Annotated in this window: 16 protein-coding genes; 8 read left to right on the plus strand and 8 right to left on the minus strand. The window is 73.1% G+C overall.

Going from position 1 to position 17,429, the window contains the following annotated elements:
• Positions 1–297: 297 nt before the first annotated feature.
• Complete coding sequence (locus ACIBZJ_RS01945) at positions 298–1,269, plus strand: alcohol dehydrogenase catalytic domain-containing protein (RefSeq protein ID WP_395925978.1); 972 nt, start codon at positions 298–300, stop codon at positions 1,267–1,269.
• 48 nt (positions 1,270–1,317) lie between these two features.
• On the opposite strand, the gene ACIBZJ_RS01950 is transcribed toward ACIBZJ_RS01945, so the two are convergent.
• The 8 genes from ACIBZJ_RS01950 to ACIBZJ_RS01985 are packed head-to-tail and all read right to left on the minus strand — an operon-like array spanning position 1,318 to position 10,013.
• Entirely contained in the window at positions 1,318–1,722 is a 405-nt protein-coding gene (locus ACIBZJ_RS01950) for a pyridoxamine 5'-phosphate oxidase family protein (protein ID WP_395924430.1), read from the minus strand.
• Positions 1,719–2,771 (minus strand): prolyl aminopeptidase, encoded by a 1,053-nt coding sequence (gene pip, locus ACIBZJ_RS01955; protein ID WP_395924432.1) that lies wholly within the window; start codon positions 2,769–2,771, stop codon positions 1,719–1,721. Before pip ends, ACIBZJ_RS01950 begins: the two co-directional genes overlap by 4 nt.
• Positions 2,772–2,797: 26 nt before the next feature.
• Entirely contained in the window at positions 2,798–3,730 is a 933-nt protein-coding gene (locus tag ACIBZJ_RS01960) for a lactonase family protein (RefSeq protein WP_395924434.1), read from the minus strand.
• Positions 3,727–5,739 carry an alpha-galactosidase gene (locus tag ACIBZJ_RS01965; RefSeq protein WP_395924436.1) on the minus strand — a complete coding sequence of 671 codons (2,013 nt, stop codon included), beginning with the start codon at positions 5,737–5,739 and terminating at the stop codon, positions 3,727–3,729. Before ACIBZJ_RS01965 ends, ACIBZJ_RS01960 begins: the two co-directional genes overlap by 4 nt.
• Entirely contained in the window at positions 5,736–6,965 is a 1,230-nt protein-coding gene (locus tag ACIBZJ_RS01970) for a cellulase-like family protein (RefSeq protein ID WP_395924438.1), read from the minus strand. The genes ACIBZJ_RS01965 and ACIBZJ_RS01970 overlap by 4 nt, the downstream gene beginning before the upstream one ends.
• Complete coding sequence (locus tag ACIBZJ_RS01975; protein ID WP_395924440.1) at positions 6,962–7,843, minus strand: carbohydrate ABC transporter permease; 882 nt, start codon at positions 7,841–7,843, stop codon at positions 6,962–6,964. The genes ACIBZJ_RS01970 and ACIBZJ_RS01975 overlap by 4 nt, the downstream gene beginning before the upstream one ends.
• Entirely contained in the window at positions 7,840–8,736 is an 897-nt protein-coding gene (locus ACIBZJ_RS01980; protein WP_395924442.1) for a carbohydrate ABC transporter permease, read from the minus strand. Before ACIBZJ_RS01980 ends, ACIBZJ_RS01975 begins: the two co-directional genes overlap by 4 nt.
• Positions 8,733–10,013 (minus strand): ABC transporter substrate-binding protein, encoded by a 1,281-nt coding sequence (locus ACIBZJ_RS01985; protein WP_395924444.1) that lies wholly within the window; start codon positions 10,011–10,013, stop codon positions 8,733–8,735. The genes ACIBZJ_RS01980 and ACIBZJ_RS01985 overlap by 4 nt, the downstream gene beginning before the upstream one ends.
• Before the next feature lie 134 nt (positions 10,014–10,147).
• Between ACIBZJ_RS01985 and ACIBZJ_RS01990 the strand changes: the two genes are divergently transcribed.
• The 7 genes from ACIBZJ_RS01990 to ACIBZJ_RS02020 all read left to right on the plus strand — a co-directional run bounded on the left by ACIBZJ_RS01990 (position 10,148) and on the right by ACIBZJ_RS02020 (position 17,428).
• The gene (locus tag ACIBZJ_RS01990) at positions 10,148–10,873 is read left to right on the plus strand and encodes an SDR family NAD(P)-dependent oxidoreductase (protein ID WP_395924446.1); all 726 of its coding nucleotides are present in this window, start codon (positions 10,148–10,150) and stop codon (positions 10,871–10,873) included.
• A gap of 37 nt (positions 10,874–10,910) precedes the next feature.
• Entirely contained in the window at positions 10,911–11,621 is a 711-nt protein-coding gene (locus tag ACIBZJ_RS01995; RefSeq protein WP_395924448.1) for a FadR/GntR family transcriptional regulator, read from the plus strand.
• Entirely contained in the window at positions 11,608–12,753 is a 1,146-nt protein-coding gene (gene dgoD, locus ACIBZJ_RS02000; protein ID WP_395924450.1) for a galactonate dehydratase, read from the plus strand. The genes ACIBZJ_RS01995 and dgoD overlap by 14 nt, the downstream gene beginning before the upstream one ends.
• Positions 12,750–13,496: a hypothetical protein gene (locus ACIBZJ_RS02005; RefSeq protein WP_395924452.1), complete on the plus strand. Its 747-nt coding sequence runs from the start codon at positions 12,750–12,752 to the stop codon at positions 13,494–13,496. The genes dgoD and ACIBZJ_RS02005 overlap by 4 nt, the downstream gene beginning before the upstream one ends.
• Complete coding sequence (locus ACIBZJ_RS02010; protein ID WP_395924454.1) at positions 13,475–14,491, plus strand: sugar kinase; 1,017 nt, start codon at positions 13,475–13,477, stop codon at positions 14,489–14,491. Before ACIBZJ_RS02005 ends, ACIBZJ_RS02010 begins: the two co-directional genes overlap by 22 nt.
• On the plus strand, positions 14,488–15,090 hold the full coding sequence (locus ACIBZJ_RS02015) for a bifunctional 4-hydroxy-2-oxoglutarate aldolase/2-dehydro-3-deoxy-phosphogluconate aldolase (RefSeq protein ID WP_395924456.1): 603 nt from the start codon (positions 14,488–14,490) through the stop codon (positions 15,088–15,090). Before ACIBZJ_RS02010 ends, ACIBZJ_RS02015 begins: the two co-directional genes overlap by 4 nt.
• Before the next feature lie 121 nt (positions 15,091–15,211).
• The gene (locus ACIBZJ_RS02020) at positions 15,212–17,428 is read left to right on the plus strand and encodes an NADP-dependent isocitrate dehydrogenase (RefSeq protein ID WP_395924458.1); all 2,217 of its coding nucleotides are present in this window, start codon (positions 15,212–15,214) and stop codon (positions 17,426–17,428) included.
• The last annotated feature ends 1 nt before the right edge of the window (position 17,429 follow it).

The following is a 17,429-nucleotide window of genomic DNA, read 5'->3' on the forward strand; positions in this document are numbered from 1 at the left end:
CCCGGGGACGCCACCGCCGGGTCCGCGGCTCCGACGCCGGCCGCCCCGCTTGTCCGGCCCGACGGCACAACAGCAGCCGTGACGGTCGACGCGGTAACGCCGGTGACCAGAGGTGAGGCCGCCATCGGGGGCGTCGCGCAGGGACACGACCGGCTCGCCACGCCAGGAATTCTGGCACAAACCCCGAAAGCCCCGACCGCCGGACGTCACCGGCCCGCCCCACGAGCGACACCGACAAGGTCCATTCCCCGGAATATCCTTCCACGGAACGCGCTTGTGCCAGTCATGACGACGACGATGCGCGCGGTCGTGCTCACCGAGCCCGGCCCGGTGGACCACCTCGAACTCCGGGACCTGCCGATCCCACCGGTCGCTCCGGGACACGTCCGGATCGCGGTGCGGGCGTTCGGCCTCAACCGCTCCGAACTGCACCTGCGGCTCGGCTACGCGGACGGGGCGCGGCTCCCGATCGTGCCCGGCATCGAGGCCGTCGGGGTGGTCGACGCCGCGCCCGGCAGCGACCTGCGGCCCGGCCGGCAGGTCGCCGCGCTGATGGGCGGCATGGGCCGCACCTACGACGGCGGCTACGCCGAGTACACGGTCGTGCCCCGCAGCCAGGTCGTCCCGTTCGAGTCCGCGCTGCCGTGGGACGTCCTCGGCGCCGTCCCGGAGACCCTGCAGACCGCGTACGGCTCCCTGACCGTCGGACTGAACCTGCGGAAAGGCCAGACGCTGCTGATCCGGGGCGGCACGTCGGCGCTCGGCTTCGCGACCGCGGCGCTGGCCCGCGATCTCGGCGCCACCGTGCTGGCCACGACCCGTCAGCGCGACCGGCTCGGCGTCCTGGCCTCGCACGGCGTCGACCATCCGATCCTCGACGACGGCGACGTCACCCGGCAGGTGCGCGGGATCGTCCCGGACGGCGTCGACGCGGCGCTCGAGCTGGTCGGGACGCCGACGCTGCCCGACACCCTGGCCGCCACCCGCGTGCACGGCACGGTGTGTTTCGCCGGCATGCTCTCCAACCGGTGGACGGTCCCGGACTTCTACCCGATCGACTACCTGCCGCGCGGCGTGCGGCTGTCCGCCTACGCCGGCGACGCCTCCGACCTGCCGGCCCCGGTGCTGCAGCGCGCACTCGACGACCTCGCCGGAGGGACGTTCGGACTGGGCCCGGTCCGCACCTACCGGATGGACCGGATCCGCGAGGCCCACCAGGCCCTGGAGGACAACACCGCCGCCGGCAAGATCGTCGTCCTCACGTCGTGAGCACGGTCCTCACGTCGTGAATTGGGTGCGCGTTCGGGCGGGTGGACGTCAGCCCCCGTACGCGCCCCAGCCGTGCACGCTCGTGATCTCGCCCCGGACGCTGACCCGGGGACGCTCCCGGTCGGGGTAGCGCGAACCGGTGTAGTGCGTCGCCAGCGCGTCGATGTCGGCCAGGTCGGCGTCGTCGGTCAGCGCGGAGACGACCAGTTGCAGCGCGACGTGCGATCCCCAGTCCGGGAAGTCCAGCACGTCCAGCGCGAAGCGCGGGTCACGCCGCAGGTGAGCGAGCCGCACCCGCCGGGCGTCGAGGTTGAGCAGGATCCGGCCGTCGTCTTCGAGCAGGAACCAGGTCGTGACGGCCACCGGGCGCCCGTCCTTCGCCAGCGTCGCCATGACGGCCGGTTTCGGCTGGGCCAGGAACGCCTTGACGGGGTCGCTGAGAACAAGGGTCACCGCGGGAGCCTAACAACCGCCGCCGCCCCTCCCGGCGGCCCGATCCCCCGCCGGTCACCCGGCCGCGGACCGGCCCGGAAGCCGGGCGCGGGACCGGTCCGGAAGCCGTCGGTCGCGGTGATCAGCGCGTCGAGGATGCCCGGCTCGTCGAACGCGTGCCCGGCGTCGCCGACCACCACGAACGTCGCTTCCGGCAGGGCCCGGTGCAGATCCCAAGCGGTGACGATCGGCGTGCAGAGGTCGTAGCGGCCCTGCACGATCACCGTCGGGACGTCCGCGAGCCGGCCGGCGTCGGCGATCAACTGGCCCTCGGTGAACCAGCCGCCGTGGCGGAAGTAGTGGTTCTCGATCCGGGCGAACGCGGTCGCGTACCGGGGGTCCTGGTAGCGCCGCACGAGCTCCGGGCGGGGCAGCAGCGTCAGGTTGCTCGCCTCCCACGTCGACCAGGCCACCGCCGCGGGCCCGTGGACGGCGGGATCGGGGTCGGAGAGCAACCGCCCGTAGGTCTCGACGAACCGGCCCGGGACCGCGCCCGGCGCCGCGGCGGCGTAGGGCTCCCACAGGTCGGGCACCAGCGTGGCCGCGGGTCCTTCGTAGAACCAGTCGATCTCGCTCCGGCGCAGCGTGAAGATGCCGCGCAGCACCAGCTCGGTCACCCGGGCCGGGTGCGTCTCGGCGTAGGCGAGCGCGAGGGTGGAGCCCCAGGACCCGCCGAACACCTGCCAGCGGTCGACGCCGAGGTGCTCGCGCAGCCGCTCGATGTCGGCGACCAGGTGCCACGTGGTGTTGGCACCGAGGTCGGCGTCGGGCTCGCTGACGTGCGGGACGCTGCGCCCGCACCCGCGCTGGTCGAACAGGATGATCCGGTAGTGCTCGGGGTCGAACAGCCGCCGGTGGTCCGGCGAGCACCCGCCGCCGGGGCCGCCGTGCAGGAACACGACCGGCTTGCCACCGGGCGCGCCGCACTCCTCCCAGTAGATCGAGTGGCCGTCGCCGACGTCGAGCAGGCCGGTCCGGCGGGGGTCCAGAGGAGGGTAAAAGGTGCGCACCGCCTCGAGACTAGCCAGCCGGCCGCTCAGAGCGGGAGGACGCAGGTCGGGGACCCTACCGCGGTGGGCTCTCCGGACGGCACCGGGACACCGTCGTCGAGGCGGAAGTACGTCAGCGTGTGGGAGCGTTCGTTGGCCACCACCAGGCCGCCGTCGAACAGCGCGAGGTCGCGGGGCCACGCGCCCCCGCAGGGCACCTCGGCCAGCGGCACCGCGGCGCCGGACGCGTCGACCCGGAACGCGGCGATCGTGTCCGCGCCCCGGTTCGCGAGATAGAGGTGGTCGCCGGAGCGGACGAGGCCGCTCGGCTGGTTGTGGCCGTCGGACGCGGTCGCCGGCACCGACGCGACGACCTCCCCGCCGGCCACGGTCAGCAGCGCGGAGCCGAGCTCGGCCGCGACGTACCGGCGTCCGTTCGGGTGCGTCACGACGTGCCGCGGGCCGGAGCCGGGCGGCAGGGCCGTCTCCCCCAGCCGCCGCAGCCGGCCGTCCTCGAGCCGGTAGTCGACGAGCCGGTCGGTGCCCAGGTCGACGACCGTGACCACGCCGTCGGCCCCGGGCACGATCTGGTGCGTGTGCGGGCCCTCCTGGCGTCCGGCGTCCGGCCCGGCGCCGGAGTGCCGCACCAGGTCGGTGGAGGATCCGATCACCCCGCCGGTCACCGGATGCACCGACACGCTGCCCGACCCGTAGTTCGCCGCGAGCAGGTAGCCGTCGATCAGCGCGAGGTGGCACGGCCAGGTGCCGCCGGTCGAGGCGGTCGACAGCGGCCGCAGGTCGTCGGCGGCGAACGACGACACCGTGCCCGCGCCCTCGTTCACCGCGTACAGGACGGGGCCGGACGCGATCACGTAGGACGGGGACGGGGTCGCCACGGTCCGGCCGCCGGGCAGCATCAGCAATCCGTCTCCGGCGCCGCCCATGTCCGCGGTGTACGTGCCGACGACCAGCCCGGTCATGTGCGCTCCTCCGAAAGGACGATCATCGCCGCGTCGCGCTCCCGGTCCCACCGGACCGGCAGCCCGGCCGTGGTCAGGTGCGCCCCCGAGTACTCGGCGTCGCCGTCACGATAGATCGCGCCGGCGCGCAGGCCGCGCAGCGGGAGCCGCACGTCGCGGCCGGGCACCGCGCCGAACCCGTCCGAGCGGCCGGTGTTCCAGGCCAGCACCACCGTGCGCGGCCCCAGCGTGTACTGCACGGCGCACCGGTCGGCGTCCGGTGACCCGATCCGGTGCACGGTGCCGCCGGTGATCACGTCGCGGACGCCGAGGTAGCGGGCGATCCACCGCCGGGCGGTGTCGCGCTGCGACGGTGACCACGAGGCGATGTCGGCCCCGATTCCCAGCACCCCGGCGCAGGCGAGCACGAACCGGAAGTCCAGCGACCGCGGCCGGGTGTCGAACAGCCCGGGGGCGTCGGTGACCCACGAGCTCATCAGGTGCGGCGCGTGCGCGGCGAGGAACCCGTGCTGGATCCGCAGCCGGTCCATCGGCGCGGTGTTGTCCGACGGCCACAGCACGTCGGTCCGGGCCGCCATCGCGAGGTCGGCCCGCGCTCCGCCGGCCGCGCAGCCCTCGACCCGCACGCCCGGATGCGCGGAGCGCAGGTGGTCCAGGATCCGGTACAGCGCGGCCACGTGCCGGCCGTCGGCCGACGGCGACTCCGCCTCGGTCCGCGGCCGGTTGAAGTCCCACTTGAGGTAGTCGATCGGGTAGGACGAGAGCAGCGAGCCGAGCGTGGACCGGACGAACTCCTCCACGTCGGGGCGCCCGAGGTCGAGCAGGTACTGGTGGCGGATCGTGGTCTGCGGGCGTCCGTCGATCCGGTACACCCAGTCCGGGTGCTCCGCGTAGAGCGCCGACGCCGGGTTCACCATCTCGGGCTCCACCCAGAGCCCGAAACCCAGGCCCTTGGCCCGTACCGCCTCGACGAACGCGCCGAAGCCGTCCGGGAACTTCGCCGGGTCCGGCGACCAGTCGCCGAGGCCGCCGGTGTCGTCGGTGCGCCCGGTGAACCATCCGTCGTCCACGACGAACGTCTCCACGCCGAGGTCCGCGGCGACGTCCGCGAGCGCCAGCTGGCCGGCGGCGGTCACGTCGAACGTCGTCGCTTCCCAGGAGTTGTAGACGACCGTCGCCGGTCCGGGGCGCGCCGCGCGGCGCTCGTGGTCGTGCCAGGCCCGGGCGAGGCCGTCGATGCCCTCACCGCTGAACGCGCCCGCGGCCACCGGGGAGGTGAGGGTCTCGCCGGGTGCGAGCGTGATCGGCCCGTCGGACAGCCGGCGGCCGGCCCGCACGCGGGTGGTACCGGCCGCGTCGGCCTCGGCCGTGATCTCCCACGACCCGCTCCAGGCGATCTGGACGCCCCAGGTGGCGGCGTCGTCGAGGCGGTCCTGCACGGCCAGGTAGGGCGAGAACTGGTGACCGGTGACGCCCTGGGCGCTGCCGATCGCGAACCGCCCGCGCGGCAGGTCGAGCGTCGCCGCGGTGAACTCCTGTGCCCACTGGCCGTGCAGGTAGTGCAGGCGGGCGCCGTGCGGCGTCGGCACCGGGAAACCGGCCGACCCGAACGCGGACAGCGCCACCGGTGCGGTCCCGTCGTGGTGCAGCGTGACCCACCGCTCGACGACGTCGGTCCCGGGCGCGAACCGGTAGCACTGCTGCGACCGCAGGCCGGTCAGCGTGTCCGCGAACGTGACCCGCAGGCCGTCGCCGGACTCGGCGGAGACGAACTCCCAGCGCAGGCCGGACGCGTGCAGGTCGGCGCCGAGGAACGGGCGCAGCCCGTCGGTGGCGTACTCGACCGGGGCGACGTCGCCGGGCGTCAGGTACTGGAGCCTGCCGTGCCACGCGAGCGGCGACGGTCCCCGGGAGATCCCGTGCGGGCCCCAGGAGTGCAGCTCGAGCCACTCGCGGGACGCGGTCACCGTGTACTCCGTGGTGGCCCCGGTGAGCGTCCAGCGGCTCATGCCAGGAATTCCGCGTTGAGCCGGCGCTGCAACGACACGTCGTTCCACATCGGGTGCTGCGGGGCGGCGTTGGAACAGACGATCGTGCCGAGGGCACCGAGCTCGCGGCTGCGGCGGACGGCGTGGGCGCAGATCTCCGCGCCGACCGGGCCCTCCTCGAACGTGCCGTGCAGCGGGGTGTAGCCGACCCAGCCCTCGCCGAAGACCAGCGGGACGTCCCGGGACCGCGCCAGGTCGGCCGCGGCGTCCAGCCAGAGGTCCAGCACGGCGCGCATCGCGACCCGGTGCTCGCCGTACCGGTCGTAGAGCCAGCGGTCCCACTTGTCCGGATCGCACCAGTCGTGGGTGTAGAGCTCGCGCGGCTGCATGACCGTGGCCTCGAGCGACCACCGGCGGCCGGGCGCGGGCTGCCACTCCTCCAGCGGGGGCGCCCCCGCGCGGAGCAGTTCGGCGTAGGCCCGCTCCTGCGGATACGGCCGGGACACGTCCCGCAGCGCGAACTCGTCGACCAGTTGGCCGAGCACCCCGTAGACGTAGGGGTGGAAGACCGCGACCTCGATGTTGCGCGGGACACCGCGGAGCTGCTCGATCGGCACGTGGGCGATGTTGACCGTGCACGGGACGGCCGGCTGGCGTTCCTTGAACCGGGTGATGCCCCGTTCCAGGGCGTCGCGGATCCCGAGCAGCGACCCGAACGTCCCGCCCTCGGTGAGCCCGCTGTACTGGACCTCGTTGTGCAGTTCGATGAACGCGACCCGATCGTCCAGGCCCTCGGCGCGCAGCAGGTCGATCAGGTCGGCGTGGGCGTCGGCCAGGGCCGACGGCCGGTCGGCGACCGGGACGGCCCGCAGCGCGCGGTGCCACGAGGGATCACCGGCGAACGACGGGCTCTGCTGGTATTCCCAGCTCGACACGATGACCCGCACGTCGTGGCGGGCCGCGGCCCGGAAGAACGCCAGCAGGTGCGCGCGGCCGTCCAGCGTGGTGGTGGCTTTCACGTCGTACCAGCGGGTGCGCTGGCCGTACTCGCCGCCGAACGACGTGAACGTCAGCGCGGACGTGTCCAGACCGGACCGGAACAGCAGGAACGGCATCGCGCAGATCCGCACGGTGTTGTAGCCGCGGTCGACGGCGGCCGCGAACGCCGCGTCCAGGTCCGCGAACGGCTCCCCCGGCCCGGTGCGGGTGTACCAGGTGAAGTCCCACAGCGTGAGGGCCAGCGTCATTTGTTCGCCCCTACCAGCAGACCGGACACGAAGTGCCTCTGGAACGTGAAGAACACGATCGCGGTCGGCACGGCGGCCAGCACGGACGCCGCCGCGACGACGTTCCACTGGCTCACGTAACCGCCCTGGAGGTTGAGCAGCGCCGCCGTGACCGGCAGTTTCGCCTCGGTGCGCAGCACGGTGATGGCCCAGATCAGGTCGTTGAAGATCCAGGTCGTGGCCAGGGCCGCCAGCGCGGCCAGCGACGGGCGGCAGAGCGGCATCACGATCCGCGCGTAGATCTGCACCGGCCCGGCCCCGTCGATGCGGGCCGCCTCGGTGAGCTCACCCGGCAGCGACCGCATGAACCCGTACAGCACGAACGTGTAGAACCCGAGGCCGAATCCGACGTGGATCAGCACCAGCCCGGTCAGCGTGTCGTAGAGGCCGATCGACTCGGTGATGCGGGAGACCGGGATCAGCAGGATCTGCGGTGGCAGCAGGTTGCCCGCCAGCATCGTCAGCAGGATCGCCCGCCGTCCGGGGATCGCGTACCGGCTCAGCGCGTACGCGGCCATCGACGCCAGCCACAGCGTGAGCACGACCGCGGGCACCGTGATCTTGATGCTCGTCCAGAGCGAGCGGGTCATCCCGCCGGTGCCCAGCGCGGTCCCGAAACCGTCCAGCGAGAAGCTGTGCGGCAGCGCGGCGGTGCCGTGCGCGGCGATGTCGTCGAACGTCCGCAGCGCCAGGACGAGGACGAACACCATCGGCGCGATCCACAGCAGCGTGATCGGGGCCATCACCGCGTGGAAGAGCCATCCGCGCCGGCGTCGGCGGCGCGGAGCGGGCTCGGCCGCCGCCGGCGAGGCCGGCGCGGCCACCAGGGTGGCGGTCATGCCGCGGCCTCCTCACGCGTCGCGCGGACCAGGTACGTGATGATGAAGACCAGGGCCAGCACGAAGATCACCACGGCGATCGCGGACGCGTAGCCGAGGTTCAGGAACTTGAAGCCCTGCTGGAACATGTACGTGCTGAGCAGCTCCGACGAGTGGTATGGGCCGCCCCCGGTCATCGCCCAGACGATGTCGAACGTCCGCAGCGAGTCGATGACCGTCACCGCGAACACGACGGTGTTGACGCCCCGCAGCTGCGGCCAGGTGACGAACCGGAACCGCTGCCACGCGGTCGCGCCGTCCACGGCGGAGGCGTCGTCCAGCGTCGGGTCGGTGCCTTTCAAGCCGGCCAGGTAGAGCACCATCACGTACCCGACCTGCCGCCAGACCGCGGCGACCAGCACCGCGTACAGGGCGGTGTCGGGGTTCGCCAGCCACTGTTTCTCCCACGAGCCGAGCCCGACGGAACCGAGCAGCGTGTTGATCGACCCGTCGGGCTGGTACTGCACCCGCCAGAACAGGCCGGTCACCGCGAGCGAGAACACCATCGGCAGGTAGATCGCGCTGCGGTAGAGCCCGACGCCGCGCCGCGGCCGGTTCAGCGCCAGGGCCAGGGCCAGCCCGCCCAGCACCGAGAGCCCGCCGAAGCCGACCGCCCAGATCACGTTGTTCTTCAGCGCGCCGGTGAACACGTCGTCGCCGAACAGCTGGGTGTAGTTGTCCAGGCCGACCGGCTGGGCCGCGCCCAGCCCGTTCCAGGTGGTGAACGACAGGTAGAAGCTGTTGAGCGCCGGCCAGAACACCATCCCGATCTCGACCACCGCCGGGACGGCGAGGAACACCCAGACGACGGCCGGGATCCGGCGCGGGCGCCGGCGGACCGCTACCGCCGTCACGACCCCAGGACCTTCTTCGCCGACGCCTGCCACTCGGCCAGGATCGCGTTGACGTCACCGGGCTTGTCGAGGAACTTCGTCAGCGCGGTGTCGGCGGTGGTCTGCAGTTCGTCGCTGGAGTCCCGGTTGAAGAACTGGGTGATCTCCTTCGTCTCGTTCAGGTGCGTGATGCCCTTCTGCACGAGCGGCGAGAACTTGCTGGTGTCGACCTCGGTCGAGGTCGGCAGGTTCGACGACTTCGCCCGCTCGATGAATTGCTGCTGCTGCTTCGCGCCGGCCAGGTAGGCCAGCAGGTCCAGCGTGCCGGACTTGTTGCGGGTCTTCGCGGCCGCGAAGTAGCCGTCGGTCGGCGCCTCCTCGGCCACCGGCACCGACGTGTTGATCGCCGGCACCCGGAAGAAGTCGATGTCGTCGACGGTGTCCTGCGGCACCGAGCTGGTGAGGAACGCGCCGATCAGGTACATGCCGGCCTTCTTGTTCACCAGCGGGGTGATCGCGTCCTGGTAGGAGTACGAGCGGCCCTTGGGGTCGAGGTACTCGATCAGCTGCCGGTAGTGGTCCATGACCTGCTTGACCTCGGGCGAGTCGAACGAGTGCTTCCCGGCGAGGAGCTCGCGGTGGAACGTCGCGCCGTTGATCCGCAGGTTGAGGTAGTCGAACCAGCCGGACGCCATCCAGGCCGTCGAACCGGTGCCCATCGTCAGCGGGTAGACGCCTTTGCTCTTGATCGTCTTGCAGACCGCGATGAACTCGTCCCACGTGGTCGGCACCTGCACGCCCCACTCGGCGAACGCGGACTTGCGGTAGAAGACGCCCCACCAGTAGTAGTTCGTCGGCACGAAGATCTGCTTGCCGTCGGCGGCGGTGGAGAGTTCTTTGAGCGCGGGCGAGAACTTGGCGCAGGCGCCGTCGCCGGTCCACATCGAGGAGACGTCGAGCAGGAAGCCCTTGCTCGCGTAGTCGCGGGCGACCGACCCGGCGTACCAGGTCAGCACGTCCGGCGGGTTCGCCGAGTTGAGGTACGTCGGCAGCTGCGCGCGGAACGTCTCGATCGCGATCGTGTTGAGCGTGACCTTCTGCTTCGTGTAGCCGTCGACGACCTGCGTCAGGGCGGCCTTGGGGTCCGCGTCGGACTGCGAGTTCTGGAGCGTCAGCGTGCTCGAACTGCCACCGCCGCTGGAGTCGCTCCCGGTCGCGCAGCTCGCGAGGAGAGCGGCGGCACCGAGGCCTCCGACACCGGCCAGGAATCCTCTGCGGCTGACTGCGGTGGTAGCCATGTGAACCCTCCGGGGGGACGAGAGTCAGCCGCGGCGTCTTCGGCGACGCCGCGTTGCCGAAAGGTTGCCCGCCGATGGCAGGGCTGTCAATATATCTTCGTAATTAATGGTTAGTTCGACACGGAGGGGCGCCCATGGGCGAACGTTTCGCCGGGAGAACGGCCGTCGTCACCGGCGCCGCCGGAGGGATCGGTGCGGCGTGCGCGGTCCGGCTCGCCTCCGAGGGCGCCTCGGTCGTGCTGACCGACGTGCGGCCGGCCGAGGAGGTCGCGGCCGCGATCCGCGCGCAGGGCGGCCGCGCCACCGCGATGGTCGCCGACGTGTCCGACGAGGACGACTGGCAGCGCGTCGCCGCCGCCTCCGGCCCGGTGGACGTCCTGGTCAGCAACGCCTGCCTGGTGGACGTGAAGCCCGCGCACGAGACGAGCCGGGAATCCTGGGACCGGCAGCTGGCGGTGTCGCTGACCGGATCGTTCCTCGGCGTGAAGGCGCTGCTGCCGGCACTGCGGTCGGCCGTGCTCATGTCGTCCGTGCACGCGCTGGTGGGGCTGCCCGGGCGTCCCGCGTACGCGGCGAGCAAGGGGGCGCTGGTCTCTCTCGGGCGTCAGCTGGCGGTCGAGTACGGTCCGTCGCTGCGGGTGAACGTCGTGCTGCCGGGGCCGATCCTCACCGGCGCGTGGTCCGGCCTGAGCGAGACCGACCGGGAGCGCAGCGCCGCGGCCACGGTCGCCGGCCGGCTGGGCGACCCGGCCGAGGTGGCCGCCGCGGTCGCGTTCCTGGCCAGCGACGACGCCGGCTACGTCACCGGGACGACGCTGCTCGTGGACGGCGGCTGGTCCGCTACTCGCCACTCCTCATGAGGGGGCGAACTTCTTGACGAACGGGAGACCTCACCGGATGCAGCAGTACGTGGCGCGCGGAGTACACGGCCAGACGGTCGAGGTACTCGCCCAGCGCATCCTGACCGGGCAACTCCCGGAGGGTTCGACACTCGACATCGGCGCGCTGCAGACCGAGTTCGACGTGAGCCTCACCGTGCTGCGCGAGGCGCTGCGCGTGCTGGCCGCCAAAGGCATGGTCGACGCGCGCCCCAAACGCGGCACGTTCGTCCGCCCGCGGGGCGACTGGAGCCTGCTCGACCCGGACGTCCTGCGGTGGCAGTTCTCCCGCCAGGCCCGGCCCGGACTGTTCGCGGACCTGCACGAGGTGCGCAGCATCGTGGAGCCGGGAGCAGCCGGGCTCGCGGCCGAACGGGCCACCGGCGAGGACCTGGCGGCACTCGACGCCGCGCTCGGCGCGATGGCCGCGGCCGGCGTGGACGCGGGCGCCGCGGTCGACGCGGACCTCGCGTTCCACCGCGCGCTGCTCGCCGCCACCCACAACGAGCTGCTGCAGCGCATGGAAGTGCTGATCGAGACCGGGCTGGCCGAGCGCGACCGGATGGTGCACGGCCACGGGCCGGGCGACCCGGTACCGGCGCACCGGGCGGTCGTCGACGCGATCCGCGCGCACGACTCGATGGCGGCCGCGGACGCGATGGGACGCCTGCTGGAGAAGGCGATCGAGGACGTGGCGGCGCTGGAGGCGGCGGCGGATGAAGATCGTTAGCGTCGAGACGTTCCTGGTCGCGCCACGCTGGCTGTTCTGCCGGATCGGCACCGACGAGGGCCTGGCCGGCTGGGGCGAACCGGTCGTCGAAGGGCGGGCCGAGGTCGTGCGCGCGGCCGTCGACGTGCTCGCCGAGTACCTGCTGGGCGAGGACCCGTTACGGATCGAACAGCACTGGCAGGTCCTGACCAAGGGCGGGTTCTACCGCGGCGGCCCGGTTCTCTCCAGCGCGGTCGCCGGGATCGACCAGGCACTCTGGGACATCGCCGGGCAGGCCTACGACGCCCCGGTGCACGCGCTGCTCGGCGGCGCCGTCCGCGACCGGGTGCGCGTGTACGCGTGGGTCGGCGGGGACTCCGCGGGCGAGATCACCGACGCGGTGACCGCGCACGTCGAGGCCGGGATGACCGCGGTGAAGATGAACGCGAGCGGTGTGCTGTCGCCGGTGCCGACACGGGCCGAACTGGCCGGCGTCGTGTCCCGGGTGACCGCCGCGCGGGAGGCCCTCGGCGACTCCCTCGACGTCGCGGTCGACCTGCACGGGCGGGCCACGTTCCCGGCGGCGCGGATGATCCTGCCCGCACTGGCCGACCTGCACCCGCTGCTGGTGGAGGAGCCGCTGCTGCCGGAGCACTCCGACCGCCTGGCCGAACTGGTGGCGTGCTCCGCGGTGCCGGTCGCGACCGGCGAGCGCCTGTACGGGCGGGCCGACTTCCTCCCGGCGCTGCGGGCCGGGGTGAGCGTCGTGCAGCCGGACCTGTCGCACGCCGGCGGGATCTCGGAGGTGCGGCGGATCGCGTCGCTGGCCGAGTCCCACGGCGCGCTGTTCGCGCCGCACTGCCCGCTCGGTCCGATCTCGCTGGCCGCGAGCCTGCAGACCGCGCTGGCCACGCCGAACTTCCTGATCCAGGAACAGAGCATGGGCATCCACTACAACGTGGGCGCGGACCTGCTCGACTACCTGGCCGATCCGGAGCCGCTGCGGATCATCGACGGGCACATCGGGCGGCTGTCGGGGCCCGGGCTCGGCATCACGGTGGACGAGGCGGCGGTCCGGCGGGCCGACCGGGCCGGGCACGCCTGGCGCAACCCGGTGTGGCGGCACGCGGACGGATCGTTCGCGGAGTGGTGAGCGTCGGGACCGATCCGGCCCACGGCGGCCGGTGGACGTCGCTGACGTCCCGGGGACGGGAGTGGCTGTGGCGCCGGGAGGACCCGGCGCGGCACTCGGTGCGCCCCGGGGACGCCTTCGTGGACGTGGGCGGCGTCGAGGAGTGCCTGCCGACGATCCGGGGGGTGCCGGACCACGGGGACGTGTGGTCACGGCCGTGGGCGGCCGGGACGCACGGCGAGGAGTTCGTGCGGACCGGGCAGTTCCGGCTGGGCCGCACGATCCGGCGGCGCGGCGACCGGGCCGAGGTCGCCTACGAACTGGCGGCGCGGCCGGGGTTCCGGTTCGTCTGGGCCGCGCACGCGCTGCTGGACGTGTCGCCGTCGGCGCGGCTGGAGGTGCCGGCCGGGACACCGGTCCGGGTGTACGACCGGTCACCGGAGGTCGAGCGCGGGTACTGGCCCGACGGGCTGGATCGGCTGGGACCCGACGACGGGACGGCGGCCGGGGCGATCGTGGAGTGCGGGACGGCCCGGGTCGTCGACGGGACGGACACGCTCGCGTTCGAGGTCCGGGCGCCGGGCCAGCCGGTGTCGGTGGCGCTGTGGCGGAACCTGCGCGGGTGGCCGGAGGAGAATCCGTACCGGTCGATCGGCGTCGAGCCGATGCTCGGGCGGGTGTTCGACCTGGCGTCGGCCGGGCCGGGCGAGGCCGCGACGGTGGGGGATGCGGGGGTGTGCCGGTGGCGGGTGACGATCTCGTGACCCCGTTCGACGTCGTGTGCGTCGGCGAGTCGATGGCGCTGGTGGCGCCGGACCCGCCCGGGCCGCTGGCCGCGGGCGGGCCGATGCGGCTCGACGTGGCCGGGGCGGAGTCGACCGTGGCGTGCTATCTCGCGCTGCTCGGAGCGCGGACGGCCTGGGCCGGCGCGGTCGGGGCCGACCCGCTCGGGGACCTGGTCCGGACCCGGATCGCCGCCTACGGCGTCGACGTGTCGCACGTCGTCGTGGATCCGGGCGCGCCGACCGGCGTGTTTTTCAAGGACCCCGGCCCGGACGGCACGACCGTGCACTACTACCGCGCCGGATCGGCGGCCTCCCGGCAAGGCCCGCGGACGCTCCCGGCGGCCCGGATCGTGCACCTGTCCGGCATCACGCCCGCGCTCTCGGCGTCCTGCGCGGCGCTGGCCGACGCGGTGCTGGCCGCCCCGGACGCCCTCCACAGCTTCGACGTGAACTACCGGCCCGGGCTGTGGCCGGCCGGGGAAGCCGCACCGGTGCTGGCCGCACTGGCCGACCGGGCCGACGTCGTCTTCGTCGGCCTGGACGAGGCCCGGGCGCTCTGGGGCGTCCACTCCCCCGGCGACGTCCGCGCGCTGCTGCCGTCCCCACGGACCGTCGTCGTCAAGGACGCCGCCCACGGCGCCCACGCGCTGCCCCGCGCGGCCGGGACGCCCGCCGCGGCGGGGACGCCCGCCACGGCCGGGACGTCCGCCACGGCCAGGACGCCCGCCGCGGCCGGGACGGACGGACCGGCCGGGACCGCCCGGGACGTCGTGTTCGTGCCGGCGCCCCCCGTCGACGTCGTCGAGCCCGTCGGGGCGGGCGACGCGTTCGCCGCCGGGTACCTGCACGGGCTGCTGCGCGGCGCCCCGGAAGCCGCGCGCCTCGCGTGGGGGCACCGGGTGGCCGCCGCCGCGCTCCGCGTCCCCACCGATGTCCCGCCGCCCGGCACGACGCTCCTGGAAGGCACCCGATGACGCTCTCGCTCGACCCGTTCCTCGGCCGCACCCGGATCATGGCGATCCTGCGCGGGCTGCCCGCGGACGAGACGGTCGCGCTGGCCGAAAGGCTGTGGGACGCCGGGGTCACCGCGCTCGAGGTGCCGATCTCCCGGCCCGGAGCCGTCGACGCGCTGCGCGCCACGGTGGACGCCGCCGACCGGCGCGGGCTGGTCGTGGGCGCCGGCACCGTGACCACCCCGGACCTCGCCCGCACCGCCGCCGAGGCCGGCGCCCGCTACACGGTCGCGCCCGGACTCGACCTGACCGTGCTGGCCGCGAGCCTGCACGCCGGGCTCCCGCACCTGCCGGGCGTCGGCACCGCGAGCGAGGTGCAGCGGGCCACCGCGGCCGGGTGCCGCTGGGTGAAGGCCTTCCCCGCCGGCCCGCTCGGCCCGGGCTGGGCGAGCGCGCTGCACGGCCCGTTCCCGGACGTCCAGATCGTGGCGACCGGAGGCCTGACGCCCGCGGACGTCCCCACCTACCTGGAGAACGGCGCCGCCGTGGTGGCGCTGGGCTCGGCCCTCGCCGACCCCGGTTCGGCCGACGCGCTGCGGCCCTACCTCCGGCGACACTGACCCGCACTGATACAGTACAGACGTACTGTTCGGCCCGGGCGGGCCTCCGGGTTACTCCCCGTCACCCGCCCTTAGGCTGGCGGAGTCGGACGAACGCGGCGGCGAAGGAGCGGAGTGCCTGGTGACTGACTCGACGATCATCTACACCCACACGGACGAGGCGCCGGCACTGGCCACGTACTCGTTCCTGCCGGTGATCCAGGCGTACGCGTCGAAGGCCGGGGTCGCGGTGGAACTGCGCGACATCTCGCTGGCCGGCCGCCTCCTCGCGGTCTTCCCGGAGTACCTGGGCGAGGACCAGCGGGTCCCCGACTCCCTCACCGAGCTCGGCGAGCTGGCCAAGACGCCCGGGGCCAACATCATCAAGCTGCCGAACGTCTCCGCGTCGATCCCGCAGCTCAAGGCCGCGGTCGCCGAGCTGCAGGCGCTCGGCTTCGCGCTCCCGGACTACCCCGACGAGCCGAAGACCGACGAGGAGCGCGACGTCCGCGCGCGGTACGACAAGGTCAAGGGCTCGGCGGTGAACCCGGTCCTGCGCGAGGGCAACTCCGACCGGCGCGCGCCGGCCTCGGTGAAGGCCTACGCGAAGGCCCACCCGCACCGGATGGGCGCGTGGTCCACCGAGTCGAAGACCGCCGTCGCGACGATGGGCGCCGACGACTTCCGGTCGACCGAGAAGTCCGTGGTCATCGAGTCCGACGGTGCGCTGCGCATCGAACTGGTCGGCGACGACGGCACCACGACCGTGCTGAAGGAGAGCGTCCCGGTCGGCGCCGGTGAGGTCGTCGACGCGTCGGTGATGCGGGTCGGCGCGCTGCGGGAGTTCCTGACCGCACAGATCGCCACCGCCAAGGCCGACGGCGTGCTGTTCAGCGTGCACCTCAAGGCCACGATGATGAAGGTGTCCGACCCGATCGTGTTCGGCCACGTCGTCCGGGCGTTCTTCCCGGAGACGTTCGCGAAGTACGGCGCCGCGCTCGCGGCCGCCGGACTCAGCCCGAACGACGGTCTCGGCGGCCTCTACAAGGGCCTCGAGGCGCTGCCCGAGGGCACCGAGATCCGCGCGTCGTTCGACGCCGAACTGGCCGCCGGCCCGGCGCTGGCGATGGTCGACTCCGACAAGGGCATCACGAACCTGCACGTTCCGTCGGACGTCATCGTCGACGCGTCGATGCCGGCGATGATCCGCACGTCGGGCCACATGTGGGGGCCGGACGGCAACGAGCACGACACGCTCGCGGTGCTGCCCGACTCCAGCTACGCCGGGGTCTACCAGGCCGTGATCGACGACTGCCGGGTCAACGGGGCGTTCGACCCGTCGACGATGGGCTCGGTACCGAACGTCGGGCTGATGGCGCAGAAGGCCGAGGAGTACGGCAGCCACGACAAGACGTTCGAGATCCCGGCCACCGGGATCGTGCGGCTCGTCGACGACCGCGGCACCACGGTCCTGGAGCAGGCCGTCTCCGCCGGTGACATCTTCCGGGCCTGCCAGACGAAGGACGCGCCGATCCGCGACTGGGTGAAGCTGGCCGTCACCCGGGCCCGGGCGACCGGCGACCCGGCCGTGTTCTGGCTGGACGCCGGCCGGGCGCACGACGCGAACCTGATCGCGAAGATCGAGCAGTACCTGCCCGAGCACGACACCGACGGCCTGCGGATCGAGATCCTCGCGCCGGTGGACGCCACCGTCCTGTCGGTGGAGCGGATCCGCAGGGGCGAGAACACGATCTCGGTCACCGGCAACGTGCTGCGCGACTACCTGACCGACCTGTTCCCGATCCTCGAGCTGGGCACCAGCGCCAAGATGCTGTCGGTCGTGCCGCTGATGGCCGGGGGCGGGCTGTTCGAGACCGGCGCGGGCGGCTCGGCGCCGAAGCACGTCCAGCAGCTGGTCAAGGAGAACTACCTGCGCTGGGACTCGCTCGGCGAGTTCTTCGCGCTGGCCGCGAGCTTCGAGCACCTGGCCCAGTCGACCGGGAACGCCCGGGCCCAGGTGCTGGCCGACACGCTCGACCGGGCCACCGCGACGTTCCTCGAGGAGGACAAGTCGCCGACCCGCCGGGTGGGCGGGATCGACAACCGGGGCTCGCACTTCTTCCTGTCGCTCTACTGGGCGCAGGAACTGGCGAAGCAGACCGCCGACGCCGACCTGGCGGCGGTCTTCACCCCGCTGGCCCGCACGCTCGAGAGCGGCGAGAAGGCGATCGTCGACGAGCTGATCGCGGTCCAGGGCCGGCCCGCCGACATCGGGGGCTACTACCAGCCCGACGCCGCCAAGGCCGCCGCGGTCATGCGTCCGTCGGAGACCTGGAACGCGGCGCTCGCCGGGTTCTGAG

Source organism: Cryptosporangium sp. NPDC051539, from assembly GCF_044454545.1.
Lineage (GTDB): Bacteria > Actinomycetota > Actinomycetes > Mycobacteriales > Cryptosporangiaceae > Cryptosporangium.